The 21,241-nt window shown below is 63.2% G+C and carries 21 protein-coding genes; 12 read left to right on the top strand and 9 right to left on the bottom strand.

Going from position 1 to position 21,241, the window contains the following annotated elements; all coding sequences use genetic code 11:
• Genes ligA through WG900_RS08000 form a run of 4 tightly spaced genes read right to left on the bottom strand, consistent with a single transcriptional unit; the run spans position 1 to position 3,306 of the window.
• Positions 1-447, bottom strand: a complete 447-nt coding sequence (gene ligA, locus WG900_RS08015; protein ID WP_339966176.1) for a protocatechuate 4,5-dioxygenase subunit alpha — start codon at positions 445-447, stop codon at positions 1-3.
• A complete protein-coding gene (locus tag WG900_RS08010; RefSeq protein ID WP_339966174.1) occupies positions 444-1,481 on the bottom strand; it encodes an aromatic ring-hydroxylating dioxygenase subunit alpha in 1,038 nt (345 codons plus the stop codon). Before WG900_RS08010 ends, ligA begins: the two co-directional genes overlap by 4 nt.
• Complete coding sequence (locus WG900_RS08005; RefSeq protein WP_339966173.1) at positions 1,478-2,500, bottom strand: amidohydrolase family protein; 1,023 nt, start codon at positions 2,498-2,500, stop codon at positions 1,478-1,480. Before WG900_RS08005 ends, WG900_RS08010 begins: the two co-directional genes overlap by 4 nt.
• Positions 2,497-3,306, bottom strand: coding sequence for an NAD(P)-dependent oxidoreductase (locus WG900_RS08000; protein WP_339966172.1), 810 nt, complete (start codon positions 3,304-3,306; stop codon positions 2,497-2,499). Before WG900_RS08000 ends, WG900_RS08005 begins: the two co-directional genes overlap by 4 nt.
• 179 nt (positions 3,307-3,485) lie before the next feature.
• Between WG900_RS08000 and WG900_RS07995 the strand changes: the two genes are divergently transcribed.
• Together WG900_RS07995 and WG900_RS07990 are read left to right on the top strand one after the other, a co-directional pair.
• Positions 3,486-3,848 (top strand): protocatechuate 4,5-dioxygenase subunit alpha, encoded by a 363-nt coding sequence (locus WG900_RS07995; RefSeq protein WP_339966170.1) that lies wholly within the window; start codon positions 3,486-3,488, stop codon positions 3,846-3,848.
• 11 nt (positions 3,849-3,859) lie between these two features.
• Positions 3,860-4,699, top strand: a complete 840-nt coding sequence (locus WG900_RS07990; protein ID WP_339966169.1) for a class III extradiol dioxygenase family protein — start codon at positions 3,860-3,862, stop codon at positions 4,697-4,699.
• Here the strand turns inward: WG900_RS07990 and WG900_RS07985 are convergent.
• Entirely contained in the window at positions 4,696-5,841 is a 1,146-nt protein-coding gene (locus WG900_RS07985; RefSeq protein WP_339966168.1) for a LysR family transcriptional regulator, read from the bottom strand. The two genes, WG900_RS07990 and WG900_RS07985, sit on opposite strands and share 4 nt — an antisense overlap.
• A 108-nt stretch (positions 5,842-5,949) precedes the next feature.
• Between WG900_RS07985 and ligK the strand changes: the two genes are divergently transcribed.
• The 4 genes from ligK to WG900_RS07965 are packed head-to-tail and all read left to right on the top strand — an operon-like array spanning position 5,950 to position 9,693.
• Entirely contained in the window at positions 5,950-6,624 is a 675-nt protein-coding gene (gene ligK, locus WG900_RS07980; RefSeq protein WP_339966166.1) for a 4-carboxy-4-hydroxy-2-oxoadipate aldolase/oxaloacetate decarboxylase, read from the top strand.
• Positions 6,617-7,678 (top strand): 4-oxalomesaconate tautomerase, encoded by a 1,062-nt coding sequence (locus WG900_RS07975; RefSeq protein ID WP_339966165.1) that lies wholly within the window; start codon positions 6,617-6,619, stop codon positions 7,676-7,678. The genes ligK and WG900_RS07975 overlap by 8 nt, the downstream gene beginning before the upstream one ends.
• The gene (locus tag WG900_RS07970; protein ID WP_339966164.1) at positions 7,675-8,562 is read left to right on the top strand and encodes an amidohydrolase family protein; all 888 of its coding nucleotides are present in this window, start codon (positions 7,675-7,677) and stop codon (positions 8,560-8,562) included. Before WG900_RS07975 ends, WG900_RS07970 begins: the two co-directional genes overlap by 4 nt.
• 18 nt (positions 8,563-8,580) lie before the next feature.
• Positions 8,581-9,693, top strand: a complete 1,113-nt coding sequence (locus tag WG900_RS07965) for a 5-methyltetrahydropteroyltriglutamate--homocysteine S-methyltransferase (protein ID WP_339966163.1) — start codon at positions 8,581-8,583, stop codon at positions 9,691-9,693.
• A 24-nt stretch (positions 9,694-9,717) separates the two neighbouring features.
• Here the strand turns inward: WG900_RS07965 and pobA are convergent, their stop codons facing one another.
• Positions 9,718-10,887, bottom strand: a complete 1,170-nt coding sequence (pobA, locus tag WG900_RS07960; RefSeq protein ID WP_339966162.1) for a 4-hydroxybenzoate 3-monooxygenase — start codon at positions 10,885-10,887, stop codon at positions 9,718-9,720.
• A gap of 176 nt (positions 10,888-11,063) precedes the next feature.
• Here pobA and WG900_RS07955 point away from each other — a divergent pair, with 176 nt between their 5' ends.
• Both WG900_RS07955 and WG900_RS07950 read left to right on the top strand, forming a co-directional pair.
• Positions 11,064-11,678: a thioredoxin family protein gene (locus WG900_RS07955; protein ID WP_339966161.1), complete on the top strand. Its 615-nt coding sequence runs from the start codon at positions 11,064-11,066 to the stop codon at positions 11,676-11,678.
• 4 nt (positions 11,679-11,682) lie between these two features.
• Positions 11,683-12,216, top strand: coding sequence for a hypothetical protein (locus WG900_RS07950; protein ID WP_339966160.1), 534 nt, complete (start codon positions 11,683-11,685; stop codon positions 12,214-12,216).
• A 106-nt stretch (positions 12,217-12,322) separates the two neighbouring features.
• Here WG900_RS07950 and WG900_RS07945 read toward each other — a convergent pair whose 3' ends face one another.
• On the bottom strand, positions 12,323-14,692 hold the full coding sequence (locus WG900_RS07945; protein ID WP_339966159.1) for a TonB-dependent receptor: 2,370 nt from the start codon (positions 14,690-14,692) through the stop codon (positions 12,323-12,325).
• A gap of 217 nt (positions 14,693-14,909) precedes the next feature.
• Positions 14,910-16,028 carry an FAD-dependent oxidoreductase gene (locus tag WG900_RS07940; RefSeq protein WP_339966158.1) on the bottom strand — a complete coding sequence of 373 codons (1,119 nt, stop codon included), beginning with the start codon at positions 16,026-16,028 and terminating at the stop codon, positions 14,910-14,912.
• Positions 16,029-16,162: 134 nt separating this feature from the next.
• Between WG900_RS07940 and WG900_RS07935 the strand changes: the two genes are divergently transcribed.
• The 4 genes from WG900_RS07935 to WG900_RS07920 all read left to right on the top strand — a co-directional run bounded on the left by WG900_RS07935 (position 16,163) and on the right by WG900_RS07920 (position 20,428).
• Positions 16,163-17,515: an MFS transporter gene (locus WG900_RS07935; RefSeq protein WP_339966157.1), complete on the top strand. Its 1,353-nt coding sequence runs from the start codon at positions 16,163-16,165 to the stop codon at positions 17,513-17,515.
• Positions 17,512-18,465, top strand: a complete 954-nt coding sequence (locus WG900_RS07930; protein ID WP_339966155.1) for a ThuA domain-containing protein — start codon at positions 17,512-17,514, stop codon at positions 18,463-18,465. The genes WG900_RS07935 and WG900_RS07930 overlap by 4 nt, the downstream gene beginning before the upstream one ends.
• Positions 18,462-19,442, top strand: a complete 981-nt coding sequence (locus WG900_RS07925; protein ID WP_339966153.1) for a nucleoside hydrolase — start codon at positions 18,462-18,464, stop codon at positions 19,440-19,442. Before WG900_RS07930 ends, WG900_RS07925 begins: the two co-directional genes overlap by 4 nt.
• Positions 19,443-19,546: 104 nt before the next feature.
• Complete coding sequence (locus WG900_RS07920; RefSeq protein ID WP_339966152.1) at positions 19,547-20,428, top strand: alpha/beta hydrolase; 882 nt, start codon at positions 19,547-19,549, stop codon at positions 20,426-20,428.
• A 42-nt stretch (positions 20,429-20,470) separates the two neighbouring features.
• Here the strand turns inward: WG900_RS07920 and WG900_RS07915 are convergent, their stop codons facing one another.
• Positions 20,471-21,241 (bottom strand): TIM barrel protein, encoded by a 771-nt coding sequence (locus WG900_RS07915; protein WP_339966150.1) that lies wholly within the window; start codon positions 21,239-21,241, stop codon positions 20,471-20,473.

Genomic DNA, 21,241 nt, shown 5'->3' with positions numbered 1-21,241 from the left:
TCAGTAAGACTCCTTGCTGTCCGTGGCGCCTTCGGCGGCACGGTTGGCTTTAATAGACCGATTGCCCTCAGGCGAACGGCCGCCATCGAGCATCATTTGGCGGTATTCAGGGAAAGTCATGTCGGTCATGGTTGAGCAGGCCTCGGCAAAGGGAATCCCGTCAGTCGAGAATATCTTCGACAGGAAATAGATGTTCCCGCCCAATTCCAGCATGCGGTTGTAATCGCGGGCCAGCACGGCCTGCTTCTGGTCTTCGGACAGTTTCCATTCGTCGAGGTAGGCGCGCTCGTCCGCTTTCCACCGCTCGCGGTTGTCCGGCTTCATCAGGCTCATGGCGAACTGGTTGAGGTGATAGCCCTGCCGCGCGCGCATCGCCGTGAAGACGCGCGTGCCGGGAATATCGTCGAACTCGGCCAGGTAATCGTGGATCGAGACGGGGCCGCTCATGGGACAAGTCCTTCGCTCTCGCGCTTCATCGCCCGGGTTATGATCTGGCGCGACCTGACGCCGCCTTCGTCGATCTCGTATGCCATCAGCCGCAGGCCGGGGTTGTCGTCGATCGACTTTTGCTGTGCCTCGAGAATGGCTAGGTCTTCAGCAAAAACGCCGCCCTGCTGGCGCTTCATCCGCGCGGTCAGGCCGACATCGTCGATGTCAAAATTGCGCGCCATGCCCCAGAAGTAATGATGGCTGTTTTCGGTTTCGGGGGTCATGAAATCGACCACCATGCCGCGCACGCCGCTATCATGCTCCTCGATTGTCGCGCCGGCCTCAACCGGAGCCACGCCAACGTCGATCATCACCGCAGAAGGCAGGAGGAAGCGGCAGACCTGCCAGCGATCGACCGCGCCTTCCTTGCCCAGTGCGCTGCGCCAGAACGGCGGCGCATCGACGCCCGGCATCCAGCGCGTGACATAAACGTCCTCGCCCTCAACCCGCGTGGCAATCGGCGCCTCAAGGATCTCGGGCTGGCCGATCGAGCCGACATGGACATAGGTTTCGTGCGTCAGGTCCATCAGGTTGTCGATCATCAGCCGGTAATCGCAGGCGATGTGGTAATAGTCGCCGTCAAACACCCAGCCCTCGGCCGAGCATGGCCACAGATCGGGGATGAGCGCCGGATCTGCCTTGTCGCGGTCGCCAATCCACACCCAGACGAAGCGGTGCCGTTCGTGCGTGACATAGGCTTCGGCGCAGACCCGGCGGTTCACCGGCGCGTCCTTCAGCGGCATTTCCAGCGCCGCGCCATCAGGTCCGATCAGCAGGCCGTGGTACTTGCAGCGCAGCGAATCGCCTTCCTTGAAGCCCATCGACAGCGGCAGAAGCCGGTGCGGACAAGCATCGCGCAGAGCGACAACCGAGCGGTCGAGCTTGCGGTAGAACAGCATCGGCACACCGCAGATGGTGCGAGCCAGCGGCGCGGAATCGATGTCGCTATCCCACCCGGCGACGTACCAGGCATTGGTCAGCCAGGTGCTCACAGTCCGCGCTCCTTCAGTTGGGCGTCAAGCCGCGGGAAAACCCGCCGCGCGTTGCCTTCAAAAATCGCGTGACGCTCGGCATCGGAGATATCCAGCGCGTCGACATAGCGCTTGGTATCGTCAAAATAGAACCCCGTCGTCGGGTCGATCCCACGCACCGCGCCGACCATCTCGCTGCCGAACAGGATGTTCTTGTTGTCGATCACGTCGGCCAGCAGGTTCACCCCCGGCTGGTGATAGACGCAGGTATCGAAGAACACGTTGTTCATCAGGTGGCCCGAAAGGTCGGGCTTCTTGAGCATGTCGGCGAGGCCGCGATAGCGTCCCCAATGGTAAGGCACCGCGCCGCCGCCGTGCGGGATGATGAAGCGCAGGTTCGGGAAACGGCTGAACAGATCGCCTTCAAGAAGCTGCATGAAAGCGATGGTATCGGCGGCGATGTAATAGGCGCCAGTCGCGTGCATCGCCGGGTTGCACGAACCCGAAACGTGGATCATCGCCGGTACGTCCAGCTCGCACATCGCCTCGTAGAACGGGAACCAGAATTCATCCGTCAGCGGCGGATGCTTGAAGTGGCCGCCGCCCGGATCGGGATTGAGGTTGCAGCCGATAAAACCCTTGTCGACGCAGCGGCGCAGTTCGGCAATCGAACTCGTCATGTCCGCCTCGGGCGACTGCGGCAGCATGCAGACGCCGGCGAACACTTGGGGATAGAGGCCGACAACGCGGGCGATAAGATCGTTGCACACCTGCGCCCATTTCACCGCGACCGACTGGTCGCCGACATGCGGGGCCATGGCAGACGCGCGCGGGGAGAAGATCGTCATGTCCGCGCCGCGTTCCTTGATCAGGCGCAACTGGTTCGATTCGATGGTTTCGCGAATCTCGACGTCCGAAATGTCGGGATAGGGCGGCGCGGCCTCCCCTGCTTTGAAAGCCGCCTTCTGCGCCTCGCGCCAGTCATCGTGGGCCTTGGGCACCACGGTGTAATGGCCGTGGCAGTCGATGATCATGGTCACGTGGTCGAGCTCCTCTTGATCGGTTTTCCGGCCTGTTCACGCTGGCGGCGCACAGTGCCGGCGGTCATCACCGGCTCCACGCCCAGCCCTTGCAGGGTCTTGGCCGATTCTTCCATTTCAGCGGCGCGGCGCAAGCCGTGAGTGACCATGCGCTCGATGTTGTATTCGGCGCGCTCGCGCCAGGGGCGCGGCTTTTCGCTGGCATCGAGCGAGGCGAGCACTTCGTCCGCCACCCCGGCCTGTTCGGCAGCCAGCATCATTTCGGCGGTCAGCGCCTCGATGCCCTTGACCATGACCGAGCGGATCATCTTGATCGCTGAGGCCCTGCCGACCGCATCGCCAACCACGCGAACATTGGTGAAGCCCGCCGCCCGCAACGCCACCTCAGCCTCAGGCGCGGCCTTTCCGGCGAGCAGCAACGGAACCGCCAGCCGCGCCGGTTCGACCGGAGCCAGCACAGCAACGTCGACATACCGTCCGCCCGCTGCCTCAACCAACTTTGCCGCCGCCCGCTTCGTGTCAGGCGCAACGGAATTCATATCGCACCAGATTGCGCCGGGCTTGAGCATTGGCGCAAAATCGTTCGCCGCAGCCAGCGCCTGATCTGCAGTCACGAGACACAGAACCAACTCGGCCTGTTCGAGCGCGGCGCGCGCATCGGCGCAAGCGGTAATCCCGGCCCCGGCCATCGCGGCGCGGCGCTCTGCAAGCAGATCAAACCCACGCGCACCTTCGCCCCACTGCCCTGCGGTAGCGAACGTCGATCCAGCCTCTCCGAAGCCGACAAGTGCAAGCCCTTGCGTCATGGCAAGCGGACTGCGCCCTGTCCGCTTGCCGAGCAAATTCTTTGTGACCAAGCGCTATTAGATCAGGCTAAGCGGGTTCCGAACGCCGTGCGTCCGCCGTGTTCTTGACCTCGATCAACCCGCCCCGCCTCCGCCGCGCTAGGCAGGGCCATCGGATACCCGTTCGAGGAGCTTCAGCCATGACTATCACAGCGATGACCGGCGAACCCGGCAAGCCGATCCCCGGCACCCACCTGTTCGATGGCGATGCGGCGCAAAAGGGATATGCCCTCAACGCCATGTGCTATTCGTTCAACCGCGCCGAAAACCGCGAGGCTTTCCGCCGGGACGAAGCCGAATATTGCGCCCGGTTCAACCTCACCCCGGATCAGGTGAAGGCCGTGGCAGACCGCGACATCCTCGGCATGATCGCGGCTGGCGGCAACATCTATTACCTCGCCAAGCTCGCGGGAATATTCGGCCTGAACGTTCAGGATGTCGGCGCGAGGCAGACCGGCCTGAGCGTCGAAGCCTTCAAGCAACGCCTGCTTGATCAGGCATAAGGAGAAGCGAAATGGCCGAAATCGTTGGTGCCTATTTCACCAGCCACGTACCCGCTATCGGCGGCGCGATCCATCGCGGCGCGCAGGAGGAACCGTACTGGAAACCGTTCTTCGACGGCTTCCCGAAAGTCCGCGAATGGCTGGCCGAAGTGAAGCCCGATGTCGCGGTCTGCTTTTCGAACGACCACGGACTGAACTTCTTCCTCGACAAGATGCCGACCTTCGCGGTTGGTGCGGCCGAGCAATATGCCAACGCCGATGAAGGCTGGGGCCTGCCGATCTACAAGACGATGCAGGGCCATGCGCCGCTGTCCTGGCATATCATCGAACAGATGGTGGAGGACGAATTCGACCCCGTCACCTGTCAGGACATGCTGGTCGATCATGCCTTGTCGATCCCATTCGAGCTGGCATGGCCGGGTGCGGAGGAATGGCCGGTGCGTGTTGTGCCGATTGGTATCAACACGGTGCAGCACCCCCTACCCTCTGCCAAACGCTGCCTTGCACTCGGCCGTTCAGTCCACTGCGCGCTGCAAAGCTGGCAGGGTGCGGAGCGCATCGTCATCATCGGCACCGGCGGCCTGTCACACCAGCTAGACGGCGAGCGAGCAGGTTTCATGAACCGAGATTACGACATGTTTTGTCTCGATAATCTCACCAGTGATCCCGATGCCCTGACCCGCGATTCCATCCATGAAATCGTGCGCCTAGCCGGCACGCAGGGAGTCGAAGTGCTCAACTGGATCGCCGCGCGCGGCGCACTGGGGCCGGCAGCGCGGGAGATTCACCGGAACTACCACATCCCGATTTCGAACACGGCAGCGGCAACCCTCTTGCTCGAAGCAGCCTAACCGGCAGTCACCGCGTCCAGATCGTGCAGGAACTCGAGCTGGATGGCGGTCGGCCGCCACGAAGCGCGCGTGGTGACCGCTATGGTGCGGTCGAGATCGTTTGGCAGGTCGGCGATCCGGTCGACCCAGCCTGCCTCAAGCTCAACCGCAATCTGATCAGGCGAAAGCAGGGTCAGGAGATCGCTCTCGATGAGCAACTGGCGGATGGTCATGACCGACCCGGATTCGACCGGGACCGGCGGCAGGGCAACGCCTGCCCGGGCGAACAGCTGTTCCCATATCAGTCGCAACGGCGCTCCCGGCGACGGCACGACCCATGGATAGGCGGCGAGCGCGCGGGCGTCTGGCGTGGAGCCGGAAAGCGGATGTCCCTTGCGCCCGATCACGACGAGATGGTCGCGGAACAGGCCCTTCTGGACGAGGTCAGGCTCCAGCAGCGGCTCGCGGCTCGCGCCGATCATCAGGTCGATCGCTCCGTTGCGTAGCGGATCGACGAGTTCGGCGCGCGAGCCCTCAATGATCGTCACGCGCACCTGCGGATTGCGCTTGAGGAACCGCGTCACGGCGGCCGGTAAAACCCGCGCGCGCGACAGCGGCATGGCGCCAATCGAGATGCGCCGCGTTTCATGCCCGCGCGCAGCGGCGAGTTCAGACAGGCCGGTCTCGATCTCTACCCGGGCGAGCCGGAAGGAGCGCGCCATCGCCTCGCCCGCGTCGGTCAGGATAACAATCTTGCCGCGCCGTTCGGCCAGCGAGCGCCGGGTGGCCAGCGCCAGATCGCTCACCGCGCGGTGCAGCGAGGGGAGCGACAGTCCCGTCACCATGCCCGCCCCTGAATAGCTGCCCGAATCCGCCAGCGCGAGCAGGGCGCGCATCCGGCTCATCGTCACGTGCGGGCTGGCGATATGGTCAAGCGCAGCGGCGATGCGCGGCACGAACAGGTCTGCCGCAGGCGTGGTGGCCATGCCGTTATGGCGCCGCTCAAACAGCGTTGCGCCGAGCATTCCCTCGATCCGGCTGAGCGCCTGCGTTATCGCCGGCTGGGTGAGATTCACCGCCTGCGCCGCGGCATTCATCGTGCCGAGTTCCGCGATTTTCACGATCGCGCGCAGGTGCCGCAGGTTGAAATCCCAGATTTCCATGGCAGCCATCTTAGCGAAATCTAATCACGATGCCAGACTTGTGCTTTCACCTGTCCCCCGCGAGGACTAAGCCTCAATCCAAAGCCGGACTTGCCGAGGAGAGATGCCGTGAGTGGAATTGTCGTGCAGAACATCGAGCGCGCGCCCATCGACGTGGTCAACGGCTTGGCCGAATGCGGTGTTGCCACTGTCCACGAAGCGCAGGGCCGCACCGGCCTGCTCGCCAGCTACATGCGCCCGATCTATTCCGGCGCGCGGATCGCCGCTTCGGCAGTGACGATCTCCGCCGCACCGGGTGACAACTGGATGGTCCATGTCGCCATCGAACAATTGCAGGACGGTGACATCCTGCTGCTCGCGCCAACCTCTCCTTGCGAAGACGGCTATTTCGGCGACCTCCTCGCCACATCGGCGCAGGTGCGCGGGTGCCGGGGGCTGATCATCGACGCCGGGGTGCGCGACGTGCGCGATCTCACTGAAATGCAGTTCCCTGTGTGGTCGAAGGCGGTCTTCGCGCAAGGCACGGTCAAGAACACGCTGGGATCGGTCAACGTGCCGGTGGTCTGCGCTGGAGCGCTGGTCAATCCGGGTGACGTGATCGTTGCCGACGATGACGGCGTCTGCGTCGTCCCGCGCCAGAACGCCACAAAAGTTCTCGAAGCCGCCCGCGCTCGCGAAGCCAATGAGGCGGACAAGCGCGCCCGGCTGGCTGCCGGAGAGCTGGGGCTCGACATGTACAAGATGCGCGAGCGGCTGGAGGCGGAAGGGCTGAAATATGTCTAAGCCCCATTCCGCCCCGTGCATGTGGATGCGCGGCGGTACTTCGAAGGGCGGTTACTTCCTCAAGTTGGACCTGCCCGCTGATACTGCCGAGCGCGATGCTTTCCTGCTCGCCGTGATGGGCTCTCCCGACCCGCGCCAGATTGACGGCATGGGCGGCGGCGACCCGCTGACCAGCAAGGTCGCGGTGGTCTCGAAGTCGGCCCGCGAAGGGATCGATGTCGATTACCTGTTCCTGCAGGTCTTCGTCGATCAGGCCATCGTCACCGACGCCCAGAACTGCGGCAATATTCTCGCCGGCGTCGGGCCATTCGCCATCGAGCGCGGACTGGTGGCGGCGACGGGCGACGAAACGCGCGTGTCGATCTTCATGGAGAACACCGGTCAGGTAGCCGTTGCCACGGTGCAGACGCCGGGGGGCGTAGTGACCTATGCCGGAGACGCCGCCATCGATGGCGTTCCTGGAACCCATGCCCCCGTGCCGACCCTGTTCAAGGATACCGCCGGCTCCTCCTGCGGCGCGCTGCTGCCCAGTGGCAATGCGGTCGATGTGGTGAACGGCGTGCCGGTCACGCTGATCGACAACGGCATGCCCTGCGTCGTGATGAAGGCCGCCGATGTCGGCATCACCGGCTATGAGGAGCGCGACTGGCTCGACGCCAATCCCGAGCTTAAGGCGCAGATCGAAGCGATCCGGCTGGCAGTGGGCGAAAGGATGAACCTTGGCGACGTGCGCGAGAAATCGGTGCCCAAGATGATGCTTGTCGCCCCGCCGAAGGATGGCGGCGCAATCTGCGTGCGCAGTTTCATCCCACACCGCGCCCATGCGACGATCGGCGTACTCGGCGCGGTCAGCGTGGCGACGGCCTGCCTGATCGAAGGATCGCCTGCTGCGGAAGTGGCCGTGGTTCCGGAGGGGCCCACCAAGACGCTTTCGGTCGAGCACCCGACCGGCGAAATGAGCTGTGTGCTTGAAGTCAACGAGGCGGGCGACGTTGTCTCCGCCGCCCTGCTGCGCACCGCGCGCAAGCTGATGGATGGAGTGGTTTTCGCATGACCGACCGGATCGTTTCCTGGCACGCCAATCCCAGCAAGCCGCGCTACACGCCGCCACCGGGCGCGGTAGATGCGCACTGCCACGTGTTCGGCCCGATGGCGCAGTTCCCGTTCAGCGCCAAGGCCAAGTACCTGCCCGAAGACGCCGGGCCGGACATGCTTTTCGCCCTGCGCGACCACCTGGGGTTCGCGCGGAATGTCATCGTTCAGGCGAGCTGCCACGGCACGGACAATTCTGCCACGCTTGATGCCATTGCCAAGTCGAACGGAAAGGCACGCGGCGTGGCCGTGGTCGACCCCGCGATCAGTGAGGCCGAACTGGCCGCGCTGCACGACGGCGGCATCCGGGGCATCCGCTTCAACTTCCTCAAGCGCCTCGTCGATGACGCGCCGAAGGACAAGTTTCTCGAAGTCGCAAAGCGCCTGCCCAAGGGCTGGCACGTGGTCATCTATTTCGAAGCCGACATCCTCGAAGAACTGCGCCCCTTCATGGACGCGATCCCGGTGCCGCTGGTGATCGACCACATGGGCCGTCCAGACGTGCGGCAGGGACCGGACGGGCCGGACATGAAGGCCTTCCGCGCCTTCCTCGATGCCCGCGACGATGTGTGGTTCAAGGCTACCTGCCCCGACCGGCTCGACGCGATCAAGGAAGGCGGCGCTGGCGACCCGTGGAACGCCTTTGCCGACGCCGTCGCGCCGCTGGTCGCCGACTATTCGGACCGCGTGCTCTGGGGCACGGATTGGCCGCATCCCAACATGGATAACGAGATCCCAGACGACGGCCATCTCGTCGACATGATCCCCCGCATCGCGCCAACTGTGGAGCTTCAGCACAAGATGCTGGTCACCAATCCGATGGCGCTATATTGGTATGACGCATAGTAAAAACTGGAGAGTGAAATGACTGCACGCCCATTCCGCGCCGATCATGTCGGAAGCTTCCTGCGACCCAAAGCGCTGCTAGATGCGCGAGAGGCTTTCAAGGCCGGAACCATCGAAAAGGCGGCGCTTCGCATTGCCGAAGATGCGGCGATTGCCGACGTGGTGAAGATGCAGGAAGACCTTGGTTTCAAGGGCGTAACCGACGGCGAATTCCGCCGCACTTTCTTCCACACCGACTTCCTGCTCCAGCTGGACGGCGTCGACGAAGCCGGCGGCACGCAGGTCCATTTCCACCGCCATGACGGGCACGAGCTGGAATATGCCCCGCCGGTCATGACCATCACCGGGCCTTTGCGTCACGCGCGTGATATCCAGCGGGCCGATTACGAATACCTCGCCTCTTGCGCCACGCAGACGCCGAAGGTGACGATCCCTTCGCCGACGATGCTGCACTTTCGCGGCGGGCGTGAAGCCATCGATGCCGGGGCCTATCCCGACCTCGACCAGTTCTATGAGGACCTGTCCGCCGCATACCGCGCCGAGATCGCCAGTCTGGCCGATGCCGGGTGCCGCTATCTCCAGCTCGACGATACCAACCTGGCCTATCTCTGCGACGATACCCAGCGCGAAAACGCGCGCCGCCGCGGCATGGACCCGGACGATCTGCCGCGGCTCTACGCCAAGGTCATCAACGATTCGATCCGGGACCGGCCAGCCGACATGACCGTTTGCGTCCACCTCTGCCGCGGCAATTACCGGTCAAGCTGGGCGGCTGAAGGCGGTTACGAACCGGTGGCAGAAGTGCTGCTTAACGAGCTGGCCGTCGACGGTTATTTCCTGGAATATGACGATGCCCGTTCTGGCGATTTCGCCCCTCTGCGCTTCCTGCCCAAAGGCAAGCGCGTCGTGCTTGGCCTCATCACCACCAAGCTTGGCGAGCTGGAAGACCCGGCCAGCATCAAGGCGCGGATTGACGATGCGGCGAAGTTTGCACCACTCGATCAGCTGGCGCTCAGCCCGCAGTGCGGCTTTTCGTCGACTGTCCATGGCAACGAGGTCAGCTTCGCGCAGCAAAGCGCCAAGTTGCAACTGGTGATGAACGTGGCACAGGACGTCTGGGGCGAGGTCTGACCCCAGCCCCGCGTGGGCCTGACCTTAGACCGGCAGGCCCACGTAATTCTCGGCAATAGCGGCCTGCGCGGCGACGCTTGAGGCGATGTATTCAAGCTCGGCGACCTGCATCTTGCGTTCGAACGGACCGTCTTCGGGGAAGCGGTGCATCAGCTTGGTCAACGACCATGAGAAGCGTTCGGACTTCCAGACACGGGCGAGCGCGCGCTCCGAATAGCCGGCCACGGCATCGGCGTCATTGCGCTTGAACCAGCCTGCAAGCGCCTCGCAAGCATAGTGCACGTCACTTGCGGCGAGGTTGAGGCCCTTGGCCCCCGTCGGCGGCACGATATGCGCGGCATCTCCGCAGAGCAGCAGGCTGCCATGGCGCATCGGTTCGAAGACGTATGACCGCAAAGGGGCGATCGATTTTTCCAGCGCCGGCCCGCGCGTCATGTTGGCGGCGGCATCGGGGCCGAGGCGGATCGCCAGTTCATCCCACAGGCGGTCGTCGCTCCAGTCCTCGACCTTTTCGGTGAGCGGCACGTCGATGTAATAGCGGCTGCGGGTGTGGCTGCGCATCGATGCGAGCGCGAAGCCGCGTTCGTGGTTGGCGTAGATCAGTTCATCATGGCACGGCGGTACATCGGCGAGGATGCCGAGCCAGCCGAACGGATAGACCCGCTCAAATTCGCGCGCGGCGCTCGCCGGGATTGCCTTGCGGCTGGGGCCGTGGAAGCCGTCGCAGCCGATGATGAAGCGCGCATCAATGCGGCCGGCGCTGCCGTCCTTCGTCCATGTGACATAGGGCGCATCGCTTTCGATGTCGTGCACTGCCACGTCGCCGACGCCGTAGATCACTTCCAGTCCGCGAGAGGGGGCGGCTTCCATCAGGTCGCGGGTGATTTCGGTCTGGCCATAGACGACCACGGTCTTGCCGGTGAGGCCCTGACAATCGATGCGGATCAAGCGTTCGCCATCGGCCAGGTTGAATCCGCCCTCGACCAGTCCCTCGGCCTTGAGCCGGGCATCAAGGCCGAGCCGTTCCATGAGGCCGACGGTCACCTGTTCGAGCACCCCGGCGCGGATCCGCGACAGCACGTGATCCGGGGTCTGCCGTTCGATCACGACGCAGTCGATGCCTTCGGCCTTGAGCAAGTGGCCGAGGAACAAGCCTGCCGGTCCTGCACCGATGATGGCAACCTGGGTCTTCATGGCAAACTCCCGTCCGCTGCTGGCGCGCGCCGCAGCCTGTCATGCTTTCCAACAGCAAGGCGGCGGCAAAGTCACGGCTATTAGGCATAGCCTTCGCAGTTCTTATCGAGCCTCTTGCCCGGCACCGCTCCCGACGTTACAAGAATACAAATTCTATTTATAAATGGGAGAGTGCGATGTTGCGTTTTTCACGCCAGCTTGATTACGGCCAGCCCGCGCCGGACTTCGCCCTTCCCGACACCGATGGCCGCATCCGCACTCTCGCCGAATTCGCAGGCAAGAAGGCGCTGCTGGTGGCCTTCATCTGCAACCATTGCCCGGTGGTGCTGCACATGCTGCCCAGCCTGTGCGACTTTGCCCGCGAATATGCACCCAAGGGGCTGCAGGTGATCGCCATCTCGTCAAACTGGCCGGATGAGTTCCCGGAAGACGATTACCCGCACATGCAGGCCTTCGCGAAGGAGTGGGACCTGCCCTTCCCCTACCTCTACGACGAGAGCCAGGACGTTGCCTTGGCCTACAACGCCATCTGTACGCCCGACTTCTTCCTCTACGATGGCGACCGCAACCTGTCCTATGCAGGACAGTACTGCCCTTCCCGGCCGAAGCTGCCGCACCCGCCGCTGCCCGGTGTACCGCCGATGCGTACGGACCTGCCGGTGACAGGCGAAGACATGCGCCGCGCGGTGGACGCCGTGCTGGCGGGCAGATCGATCCCGGTCGAGGACCAGACGCCCAGTTCCGGTTGTTCGATGAAATGGCAACCCGGCAAGGACCCTTGGTGGGGTTGAGGCCATGACCATCGTCGCGCGCCACTGGGTTCCCTCCGCCGCCGCCGTCCCGCAGGAGCGGGGCAGCGAATTCCTCGCCGCGGTTGACGGGGCCGAGTGGTCCGAAGGCGTCGGCTTTCACCGGGGTTTCTTCTCCACCTTCCGTATCCGTGCGGGCAAGGCCGTGTGGTTCCATTTTCCGCTGCCAACCCCAGTCGAAATGGGCGGAAAGCCGCTCTATCTCGCCGAAGTTTCGCTGCTCTGGGAATGCCTCGATGGCGCCAAGATCGGCTGGATGTGCCTGCAGCACGGCGGCATGGAGCGGATCGAACTGACGCCGCGCCTCACTGAGCCGGCCTCCGTTCCCATCCTCCACGAAGTGCCCGAGGAATGGCGCGCCTATCACCCGACAGGCGATCGCCGCCTGACAGAGATCACCCTGCCCGCGCCGCTGGCGCTGCGCTTTGGCGTGCAGCTTTGCGTGATGATCACCGCTGATGAAGCCGACTCAACGGTCCGCTTCTATGGCGCCGGCGCGGCATTTTCCGACCAATCCTGATTCCGCATAAAAAATCGGGCCCCGAAAGGGACCCGTCAGTTGCAGGAAATCGTTTCTGGAAAACGAGGGGACAGCGCCGAAGCGCCGCCCCCTGCCCCCATCGCGATCAGAAATCTACGCCGACGCGGATGCCGTAGGTACGCGGCGTGCCGAACTGCCAGTTGAAGATGTCATCCGGACCGGCCGAGACGAAGCTGCCATAAGTCAGCGGACGGGTGTCTTCGATGTTCTTCACATAGGCAGTCACGCTGAAGCGGCCATTCTCCGGCTTGTAGACGAGGCTGGCATCGGTCTGCGTGAAGGCCTTCTGCTCGCCGTCGCGGTAATTGTAGAAGTCAGTGAAGTAGCTGCTCTTGAACGTGGTGTTCACGCTGGCGGTAACGCTGCCGGCGCTGCCAAGCTGGAAGACGTGGTCATAACCGGCGGTGATGATGAACGAAGGCGAGAAGGCTGGACGGTTGCCCGCAAAGTTCGGCTGCTGCACGCCGGCCTGCGTCGGGTTGAGGTCGCCGATGCCGTTCAGATCGGTGCCGGTACCCGGGACCGTGTAGACGTTGAACTGGGCAAGCAGTTCGCCGTACTTTGCCTTCAGGTAGTTGAACGACGCGTGGAACGTATCGTTATCGCTCAGCTTGATGTCAGCCGAAGCTTCGATGCCCCAGATCTTTGCGCTACCGGCGTTGAACGTCTGCCCACCGATGGTCGTGTCCAGCAGGACCGAAACCTGCAGGTCCTTGTAGTCGTAATGGAACGCGCCAAGGTTGAACTGGTGTTCGCCAGCCGGACCGAAGCTCTGCTTCCAACCGGCTTCAATCGCCGTATTCGATTCAGGCTTGTAGTTGCCGACCGAGTCAAAGCCGCCACCCTTGAAACCGGTCGACGCCTTGGCAAAGAACAGCGTGTCAGAGTTGGGCTTGTAGTTGATGCCTGCCAGCCAGGTCGTCTTGCTTTCCGACATGGCAAGGTTGAGCGTCGACAAGAACTTCAGCGACGAGAAGGCCTTGCGTGCGAGACCTGCTCCCAGCAGAGCCGAGTCCGGGGCGCCCGGGCCAAACGGCGAAGCGTTCTTATAGACCGCCTTGCGGCTGTTGTCGGTGTAGCGAAGGCCGCCGACGAGGGTAAGCGTTTCACCCAGCGGAACCTCGACCTGGCCGAATGCCGACTTGGATTCGCTGCTCACGTCACGTCCGAAGTACGAAAGGCAGGTGCCCGCCGGGCCCCCGATGGGCAAGCCAAAGCAGGATTCACTGTAGACGTCTTCCTTGAAGTAGAAGCCGCCGACCTGGTAGATGATGCCGCCGATGTCACCGTTCAGGCGCAATTCGTGGCTGTGCGTATCAGCCGTGAACTCGTAGTTGATGGAGCGGTAGGAAATCGGCAGCGTGCGCAAGCTGTTCGGATCACCCTTCAGTTCGCGATAGCCGCCAGTGTAGGTCAGCGTTGCCGCATCGCTGAATTCGTAGGCCAGACGGCCACGAAGCGCCCAGGTGCTGTCACCGACCTTGCCGAGACCGAAGCCGGGTGCGGCATAGGAGGCACGATTGATCGATGCGAGATAGTTGGTGCTGTTGGGAATGCACAGCGTCTGAGCATAGGCGGTTGCAACGCGAGTATAGCCGTTCAAGTTGCAGCCCGGACCAGCCGGGGCACGGCCACCGGAATTGAGGTCGGCAGCAGCGAAGACTTGCGGGGTATATTCACGGTCAGCATATTCAGCGGCGATATTGATCGACAGCTGGCTAGTGGGATCGAAGCGCAGCGAAACGCGACCACCATAGGCCTTGTTGTCATCGGTACGGCCGGCTGCATAGGCCGGGAACGGACCGAAGCCACCGCCTGCGGGGTGCGAGACATAACCGTCGTGGTCATCATAGAAACCAGCAACACGGATCGCTGCGGTTTCGCCGAGCGGCAGGTCGACGCCGCCATCAAAGCGGATCGCGTTGTAGTTGCCATAGCTCGCCGTCGCGTTGACGCCGAAATCGTTGCCGGGCTTGCGAGTGATGAAGTTGATCGCACCGCCGGTCGAGTTACGACCATAGAGCGTGCCCTGCGGGCCGCGCAGCACTTCGACGCGGTCCATATCAAACAGCGAGATGCCCAGCGCCTGCGGGCGGTTGATATATTCACCGTCGATGTTGACGACGACCGAGGTGTCCTGCGCTTCGTCGTTGGAATTGGTGCCCACGCCGCGGACGGTCACCTTCACAGTCCCCTGATCCTGGTTGAGCTGAACTACCGGCGAGATCTTGGTGATGTCGTTCATCGACCCGAAGCCAGCCTGCTGCAGCTCTTCGGCACCGACCACGTCGATGGCGATGGGAACGTCGTTGACGTCCTGCGCGCGGTTCTGGGCGGTGACGACAATGACGTTTTCGTCGACGGTTTCCTGAGCTTCCTGAGCCCAAACCGGCGTGGCGGTTGCTGCGCAGCAAACGCTGGCAAGCAAGACGCGACGGAACAGTGATTTTTGCATTCTGGTATCCTCCCCTTGTCGACCTGTGCACCTATCTTGGTGCCGCAGCGTCAAATTAGAACGCTAGAAATTAGAATGACGGTTTCATGTATGATAGCGCAGAAGTCAAGGCTTTCGCATCGAAAATGGCGATACGCAGCTATCTGATCCATCAATGTGACCATGGCGCGGACGGCCAAAAGTCACGCTCATGTTCATGATTTAAAGCAGTTATTTCCTATATCGGCTGAGCCGTCACTTCGAACATCTCGCGCGTCACCTTGGTCATGTCCACAGGAGGGCCGCGCCCGATCTGGCCGAAGCAGATGGCAAGGCTGGTGCTGACGATATAGTCGCAGCGGTCGAACCGGCGCTGGCGATAGGCGGCGAAAGCCTGCTCGATGTCGGCGTGGGCATCGACTTCCTCGGCCAGCACGATCGAATCCTCGATCGCCATGCCGCCGCCCTGCCCCAGGTGCGGCGTGGTGGCGTGGACGGCATCTCCCAGCAGCACCACGCGTCCCTTGTGCCACGGTCCGCGCACCATCATCCCTTCTAGCGGGCGATAGACGACGCCGTCGTTGTCAGTAATCTGTTCGGCCAGAGAGGTGATGTAAGGCGCGGTCCCGGCGAGCTTGGCGCGCATCGCCGCCGCCAGTTCCTCATGGGGATAGCGCGGATTGCCCGGCTCGGGCGTGGTAACGAACATGTACATCACGTCCGGGTTCATCGGCACGAGGCCGATCCCGGTCGGGCCGTTGAAGGCGCGCAGGCAATCGACCTCGGGATCGCGCGGGAAGTTGTACCGCCACACGCCCTGCCCGGTGAACTCTGGAGTTTCGGAATCGGGCAGGATCGCCGCACGGGTCTGCGAATAGACGCCGTCCGCCCCGACGACAAAATCGTATGTGCCTGAGGTGCCGTTCGAGAAGTCCACGTCCACCGCCGCGCCGGTGTCAGTGATCCGGTCAGCCGTAACGCCCAGCCGCACCTCGGCCCCAACCGCCTGCGTCCGCCGCGCGAGCAGGTCATGCAGCGCCGGTCGACCCATGCCGAGGTTCGGCGGATAACCCTCAGCCAGCCGGGGCGACGGCACACGCGCCACCCGCGTACCGTTGGGCGCGTAGATCTCCACCGCGTCAAAGCCGAAGCCCGCCGCGAGGTAATCGTCGCGGATGCCAAGGTCCGCCACGGCGCGCACCACGTTGGCCTGCTGGGTAATGCCCACGCCATAGACCGACCATTCGGGGTCGCGCTCGATCACCGTCACCCGGTGGCCGTGCTGGCCAAGCGCGATGGCGCTGGAAAGCCCACCGATCCCTCCGCCGATGATCAGGACATCCTTTGGCACGTGCATTTCCCCTCACCATTCACGGTCAGCCTTGACGGCTCCGCGATTTAATAGAATATCTGTTTTAATAAGTAGCGGACGTCAAGCCGCAAGGCGCTTCGCGGCAGGGGCTGCGCAAGAGCCGACCATGGGAGCGGGTGATGTCACCAGCAAACGCGATACCGGTCAGGCTGACCCTGCGCGAGCGGCTGAGCTACGGCTTCGGCGACCTCGGTTTCAGCCTGCCTTACAACATGGTGAGCGGCACGTTGCTGTTCTACTACGTCAACGTCATCAAGTTGCCCGCCGCCGCCGTCGGCACGATCTTCCTGATTGCGCGGCTGATGGATGCGGTGATCGACATGGGGGTGGGCATTGCGGTCGATCGCACGCGGACCCGGTGGGGGAGAACGCGGCCCTATTTCCTGTTCATGGCCCTGCCCTATGCCGCCGTTTACGTCGCGCTGTTCTCGATGCCGGACTGGAGCCAGCAGGCGCAGCTTGTCTATGCCTTCGTCACCTTCAAGGCGCTGGGCATCCTGATGTCGATGGGTGCGATTCCCTACACCGCGCTGATGCCGATGATGACCAACCATACGGGCGACCGGCTCAAATTGAGTGGCATGCGCTCGCTCGGCACTTCGGTTTCCGTAGTACTGGGGACGGCCGCAGTTGCGCCGCTTCTTGCCGCATTCGGAGGGGAAGCCAACGCGGACGGCTATCGCAAGGTAGCGATGATCTTCGCGGTCATCTCGCTCGTCTCGATCCTGTCCCTCTACGCCAATTGCCGCGAACGGATCGTCGAGGAGCGCAAGGAATCCGCACCGCTTCTGCCCGCCATTGGCGAGATGTTGCGCAACCGGGCATGGCTGGTCACGTTCTTTTCGTGCCTCGCCTATTTCGTGCGTTTCGGCGGCATGATGGCGGTAACTTTCAACCTGGCCATCGACACGTTCCGCGAACCTTGGTTGATCGGCTGGATGCTGCCGGGGGTGGCGGGAACCTTGCTGCTTTCCGCCTTCGTTGCGCCGCCCATCCTGGCGCGCACCGGCATTCGCAAGGGATCGCTCGGCGCGGTATTGCTGGCCGCTGGGCTGTTCCTTGCCCTGCCATGGCTCGAGGGCAACTGGACGGCCTTCCTGATCGTCTATTTCGTCGCCTGCCTGACCACATCGATCACGATTACCGCTGCTTTCGCCATGATAGCCCTGACCGTGGACTATCACGAGTGGCGCTTCGGATCGCGCAATGAAGGCCTGCTTTCGGCCGGCGTCAGCCTCGCCACAAAGGTGGGCATGGCGCTGGGAACGGCGGGCGTAGCCTTCATGCTCGCGGCGTCCGACTATTCCCCGGAAGCCGTCAGCGAAACCGCGCGCCAAGCGATCCGCTGGACATACTATGGCGGCACGGTGGGCATGCTGCTGCTCCAAGCCCTGATTTTCTGGTTCTGGCCGATGGACGGCATGGAACAGCAGATCCGCGACGAAATTTCAGGCCGGGGAGCCAAATCATGAAGCGGCTGATCCTGATCATTTCCGTGACGCTTGCTGCCGCCCCTGCGCTCGCCCAGCCGATCATGGTCGTGCCGTACCGCCCGCCCGAGACGGTGCAGCGCATTGCCGTGCCGGTCGATCCCAAGGAGGATCGGCTCAAGCTGCTGATCATCTCCGGCCAGAATTCGTACGAGCATGACTGGACCGGGGTGAATAACCTGCTGCGCAAGCAGTTGCAGGATACCGGTCGCTTCGATGTGCGGGTGACCGAAGATTTCGACGATGGCACACTGGCCATGCTGAAAAAGTACGATGTCGTGCTTCTAAACTATTCCAGTCGCTGGAATTACGCGGATGAAAAGCAGCATCTGTGGTCGCCAGCCGCGTTCGAGGCGCTGTACCAATATGTGCGCGAAGGCGGCGGGCTAGTCGCTTACCATTCCTCGTTCACCTGGGGGCGCGACATTCCGGAATACAAGCGGCTGATCGGCGCGGTGATGCAGCCGGGCTTAAGCCGCCGCTCGCCGCCGGACAGCTTCATGTTCGAACTGACGGACCGCGAACACCCGATCACCAAGGGCCTGCGGCGGTTCCACTGGACCTTCACCGAAGACATGTACACGAACATGGTCTTCGCGCCCGATGCCAAGGTCCACGTGCTCGCCACCGCCTATGACGATGCCGCGGCCTATGCTCCCGAAAGGGCGGGCCCGAAGTACCCCGCCGCCGCCTATGCGCCTGACAAATTGAAGGCGATGAAGGGCATCAACGCCAGCCATCCGCAGATCTGGGTGCAAGACTATGGCAAGGGCCGCGTCTTCTCGTTCACGCTGGGCCACGGCCCCGACACGATGATGTACGACGGCGTGCGCACCCTGGTGGCGCGCGGCGCGGAATGGGCGGCGAGCGGCAAGGTGACGATCGCGCCGTTCGACAAGGCGGCGGACTTTCCCGTCGAGTCTGCCAAGTGATTTGGTCGCGGCGCGGAGCGGTTGGCGCGGGGATCGCCGCGGCACTGGCCACCGGAGCCCGGCTCTCAGCCGCTGCGCCCCGCATGATCCCGCAAAAGGTCGGCGCCCGCGTCATCGTCGATAATGACTTTGCCGGCGATCCCGACGGGCTTGTCGCTCTCGCCCACCAACTGCTCGCGCCGCGCTCACACGTCGTGCTGGTCACCAGTTCGTTCCTCAGCAGCGAGTTCAAGGACCCGGCGAAGATCGAAGGGCAGACCGCCCGGCAGGGCTACGATATCGCGCTGGAGACGATAAGCCGCCTCAAGCTGCCGCACCCGGTGCCGGTCGTCGGCGGCGCGGAAGGTCCCGTGTCTCCCACCCGCGAACCGAGCGTGGCCGCCTATGCCATCGTCGCCGAAGCCATGCGCGACCATTCCCTTCCCCTCATCTTCACCTGCGGCGGACCGCTGACCAACCTGGCCGAAGCCCTGCGGCAGGAACCAAAGATCGCCACACGGATGAAGGTCATCTGGATCGGCGGCGGCGGCTATCCCGACGGCGGCTGGGAATACAATCTGGCGATGGACGCGGAAGCGGCGCGCGAGGTGATTGAGCGGAGCAAGGTGCCGCTGTGGCAGGTGCCGCAGCCCGCCTATCGCCAGATGGGCTATTCGATCGCCGAAATGGCGGCGGACCTGCGCCCGATCTCGCCGTTCACGGAGTGGCTCTATGACCGGTTCACCACCCCGCCCGACTTCGTCGAACTAGGCGGCGTCTGGCCGATGGGAGACAGCCCGCTCGTCCTGCTCAGCGCGATCACCTCGGAAACCAGCCAATCGCACGAGATTCCCGCGCGGCGGATCGGCAAGGACCTGCGCTATGGGGAGGCCATCCCGGGCCGCACCATCCGGGTTTTCGATGTGCTCGATGCGCGCACCACCCATGCCGATTTTCTTGCCCGCCTGCGCTTGCATTCCGCCGCCAAAGTGAAATGACCTGCGGCACACGCTTACACGTTCCTGGGAGATTCGAACCGATGCGCCTTAAGACAATCGCTGCCACCCTTGCTTTTGCCATGGCCACCTGCTCGATTCCGGCAATGTCCCAGACACCTCCCGGTTTCGTGCCGCCCAAGCGGCTTGCCATCCAGCCTGAGCCCGACGCCATCCCGCTCTATTCCGGCGCCGCGCCGGGATCGGAAAGCTGGAAGCAGAAGGAAGTGTGGACCGGCATGGGCAACCAGGTCTGGATCCGCAATGTGACCAAACCGACGCTGACGCCGTTCCTGCCCAAGCCCGGCACGGCAACCGGCGCTGCCGTGCTGGTCGTGCCGGGTGGCGGCTTCCGCTTCGTTTCGGCCAGCAGCGAAGGCTGGGGCGTGGCGCGGTGGCTCGCCGATAATGGCGTGGCCGCTTTCGTGCTCAAGTACCGGACGATGGAAACGCCCGATTCCGAGGCGGATTTCATGGGATCGATGTCGAAGCTGTTCGCGCCGCGTGGCTCTGCCGATGTGGTCCCGCCTGACATGAACGCCGCAACCAATGTTGCCGCCGCCGACGCCCAGGTTGCGCTGCGGATGATCCGCGCCAATGCCGGCAAGTGGGGCGTCGATACGGGACGCGTTGGCATGATCGGCTTTTCCGCCGGCGCCATGACGACAATCCGCACCACTCTGCTCGATGCACCCGATGCCCGGCCCGATTTCGTCGCGCCGATCTATGGCTCGATGCAGGCGATCACGCCGCCCAAATCGCCGCAGCCAATGTTCGTCGCGCTCGCCTCGGACGATCCGCTGTTCAACAAGGAAGGCTTCGGACTGGTTGAATCGTGGCAGAAAGCCGGGGGTGCGGTGGAGCTTCATTATTATGCCAACGGAGGCCACGGCTTTGGCAGCCAGACTCAGGGCACCACCAGTGACTTGTGGTTCAATCAGTTCATGACGTGGATGAAGGCCAAGGGCCTGCTCAAAGCAAAACCGTAATGCCAATGGCCCCGGGCCTGCGTCCGGGGCCTTGGACTTTCTTCAGGCGCAAAGCTCGCGGATATAGGCGACCGCTTCGCTCGTTGGGCGGGTGGGTGAACATTCAAGACCGATGAGTCCGGTGTAACCAACCTGTTCGAGCAGGCCGAGAATTGCCTTCCAGTCGATCGTCCCAGTCCCCGGCTCGCCGCGACCCGGAGCGTCGGCGATCTGCACGTGGCCGACCATGTGCGCGATCGGCGGCAGGATGGTGAACGGATCCTCGCGCTCGGTGATCGAGTGATAGACGTCGTAAAGCAATTTGACCGACGGGCTGCCCACGCGCTCGATCACGCCAACCGCATCTTCGGTCATGGCAAAGAGCACACCGGGATGGTCGAAACGGGTGTTCACTGGTTCGAGCAGGATCGTCAGCCCATGCGCCTCTGCCACCGGCAGCACGCTGGCGATGGCCTTGGCGACGTTGTCCAGCTGCATCGGACGGCGCAGGAAAGGCACGGCGGCGCCTGAAGGCACGACCACGTTCTTACAGCCAAGAAACTCGGCATCCTTCGCTGCTTGCGCGAACATTTCGCGGAAAGCTTCGTGATTCGGTTCAAGGCAGATCTGCTGCCGCGGATCGGTGACCACACCGACCAGCGTGCAGCCGTTGTCATTCAGCGCCTTGCGCAGCGATGGTACGTCGCGGTTGGACGTGGTGAAGATCTCCACCTTGGTAAAACCCACAGCGGCGGCGGCGGCCATGCGGTCCTCAAGCCGTTCGCCGGCTTCAAGGAACATGTATTCAAGGTTGACCGAAATTTCGAAAGACAT

Origin of the sequence: Novosphingobium aquae (genome assembly GCF_037572715.1) — a bacterium.
GTDB classification, from domain to species: domain Bacteria; phylum Pseudomonadota; class Alphaproteobacteria; order Sphingomonadales; family Sphingomonadaceae; genus Novosphingobium; species Novosphingobium aquae.
Note: the sequence above shows the minus strand (reverse complement) of the source record. Positions and strands in the feature narration are given on the sequence as shown.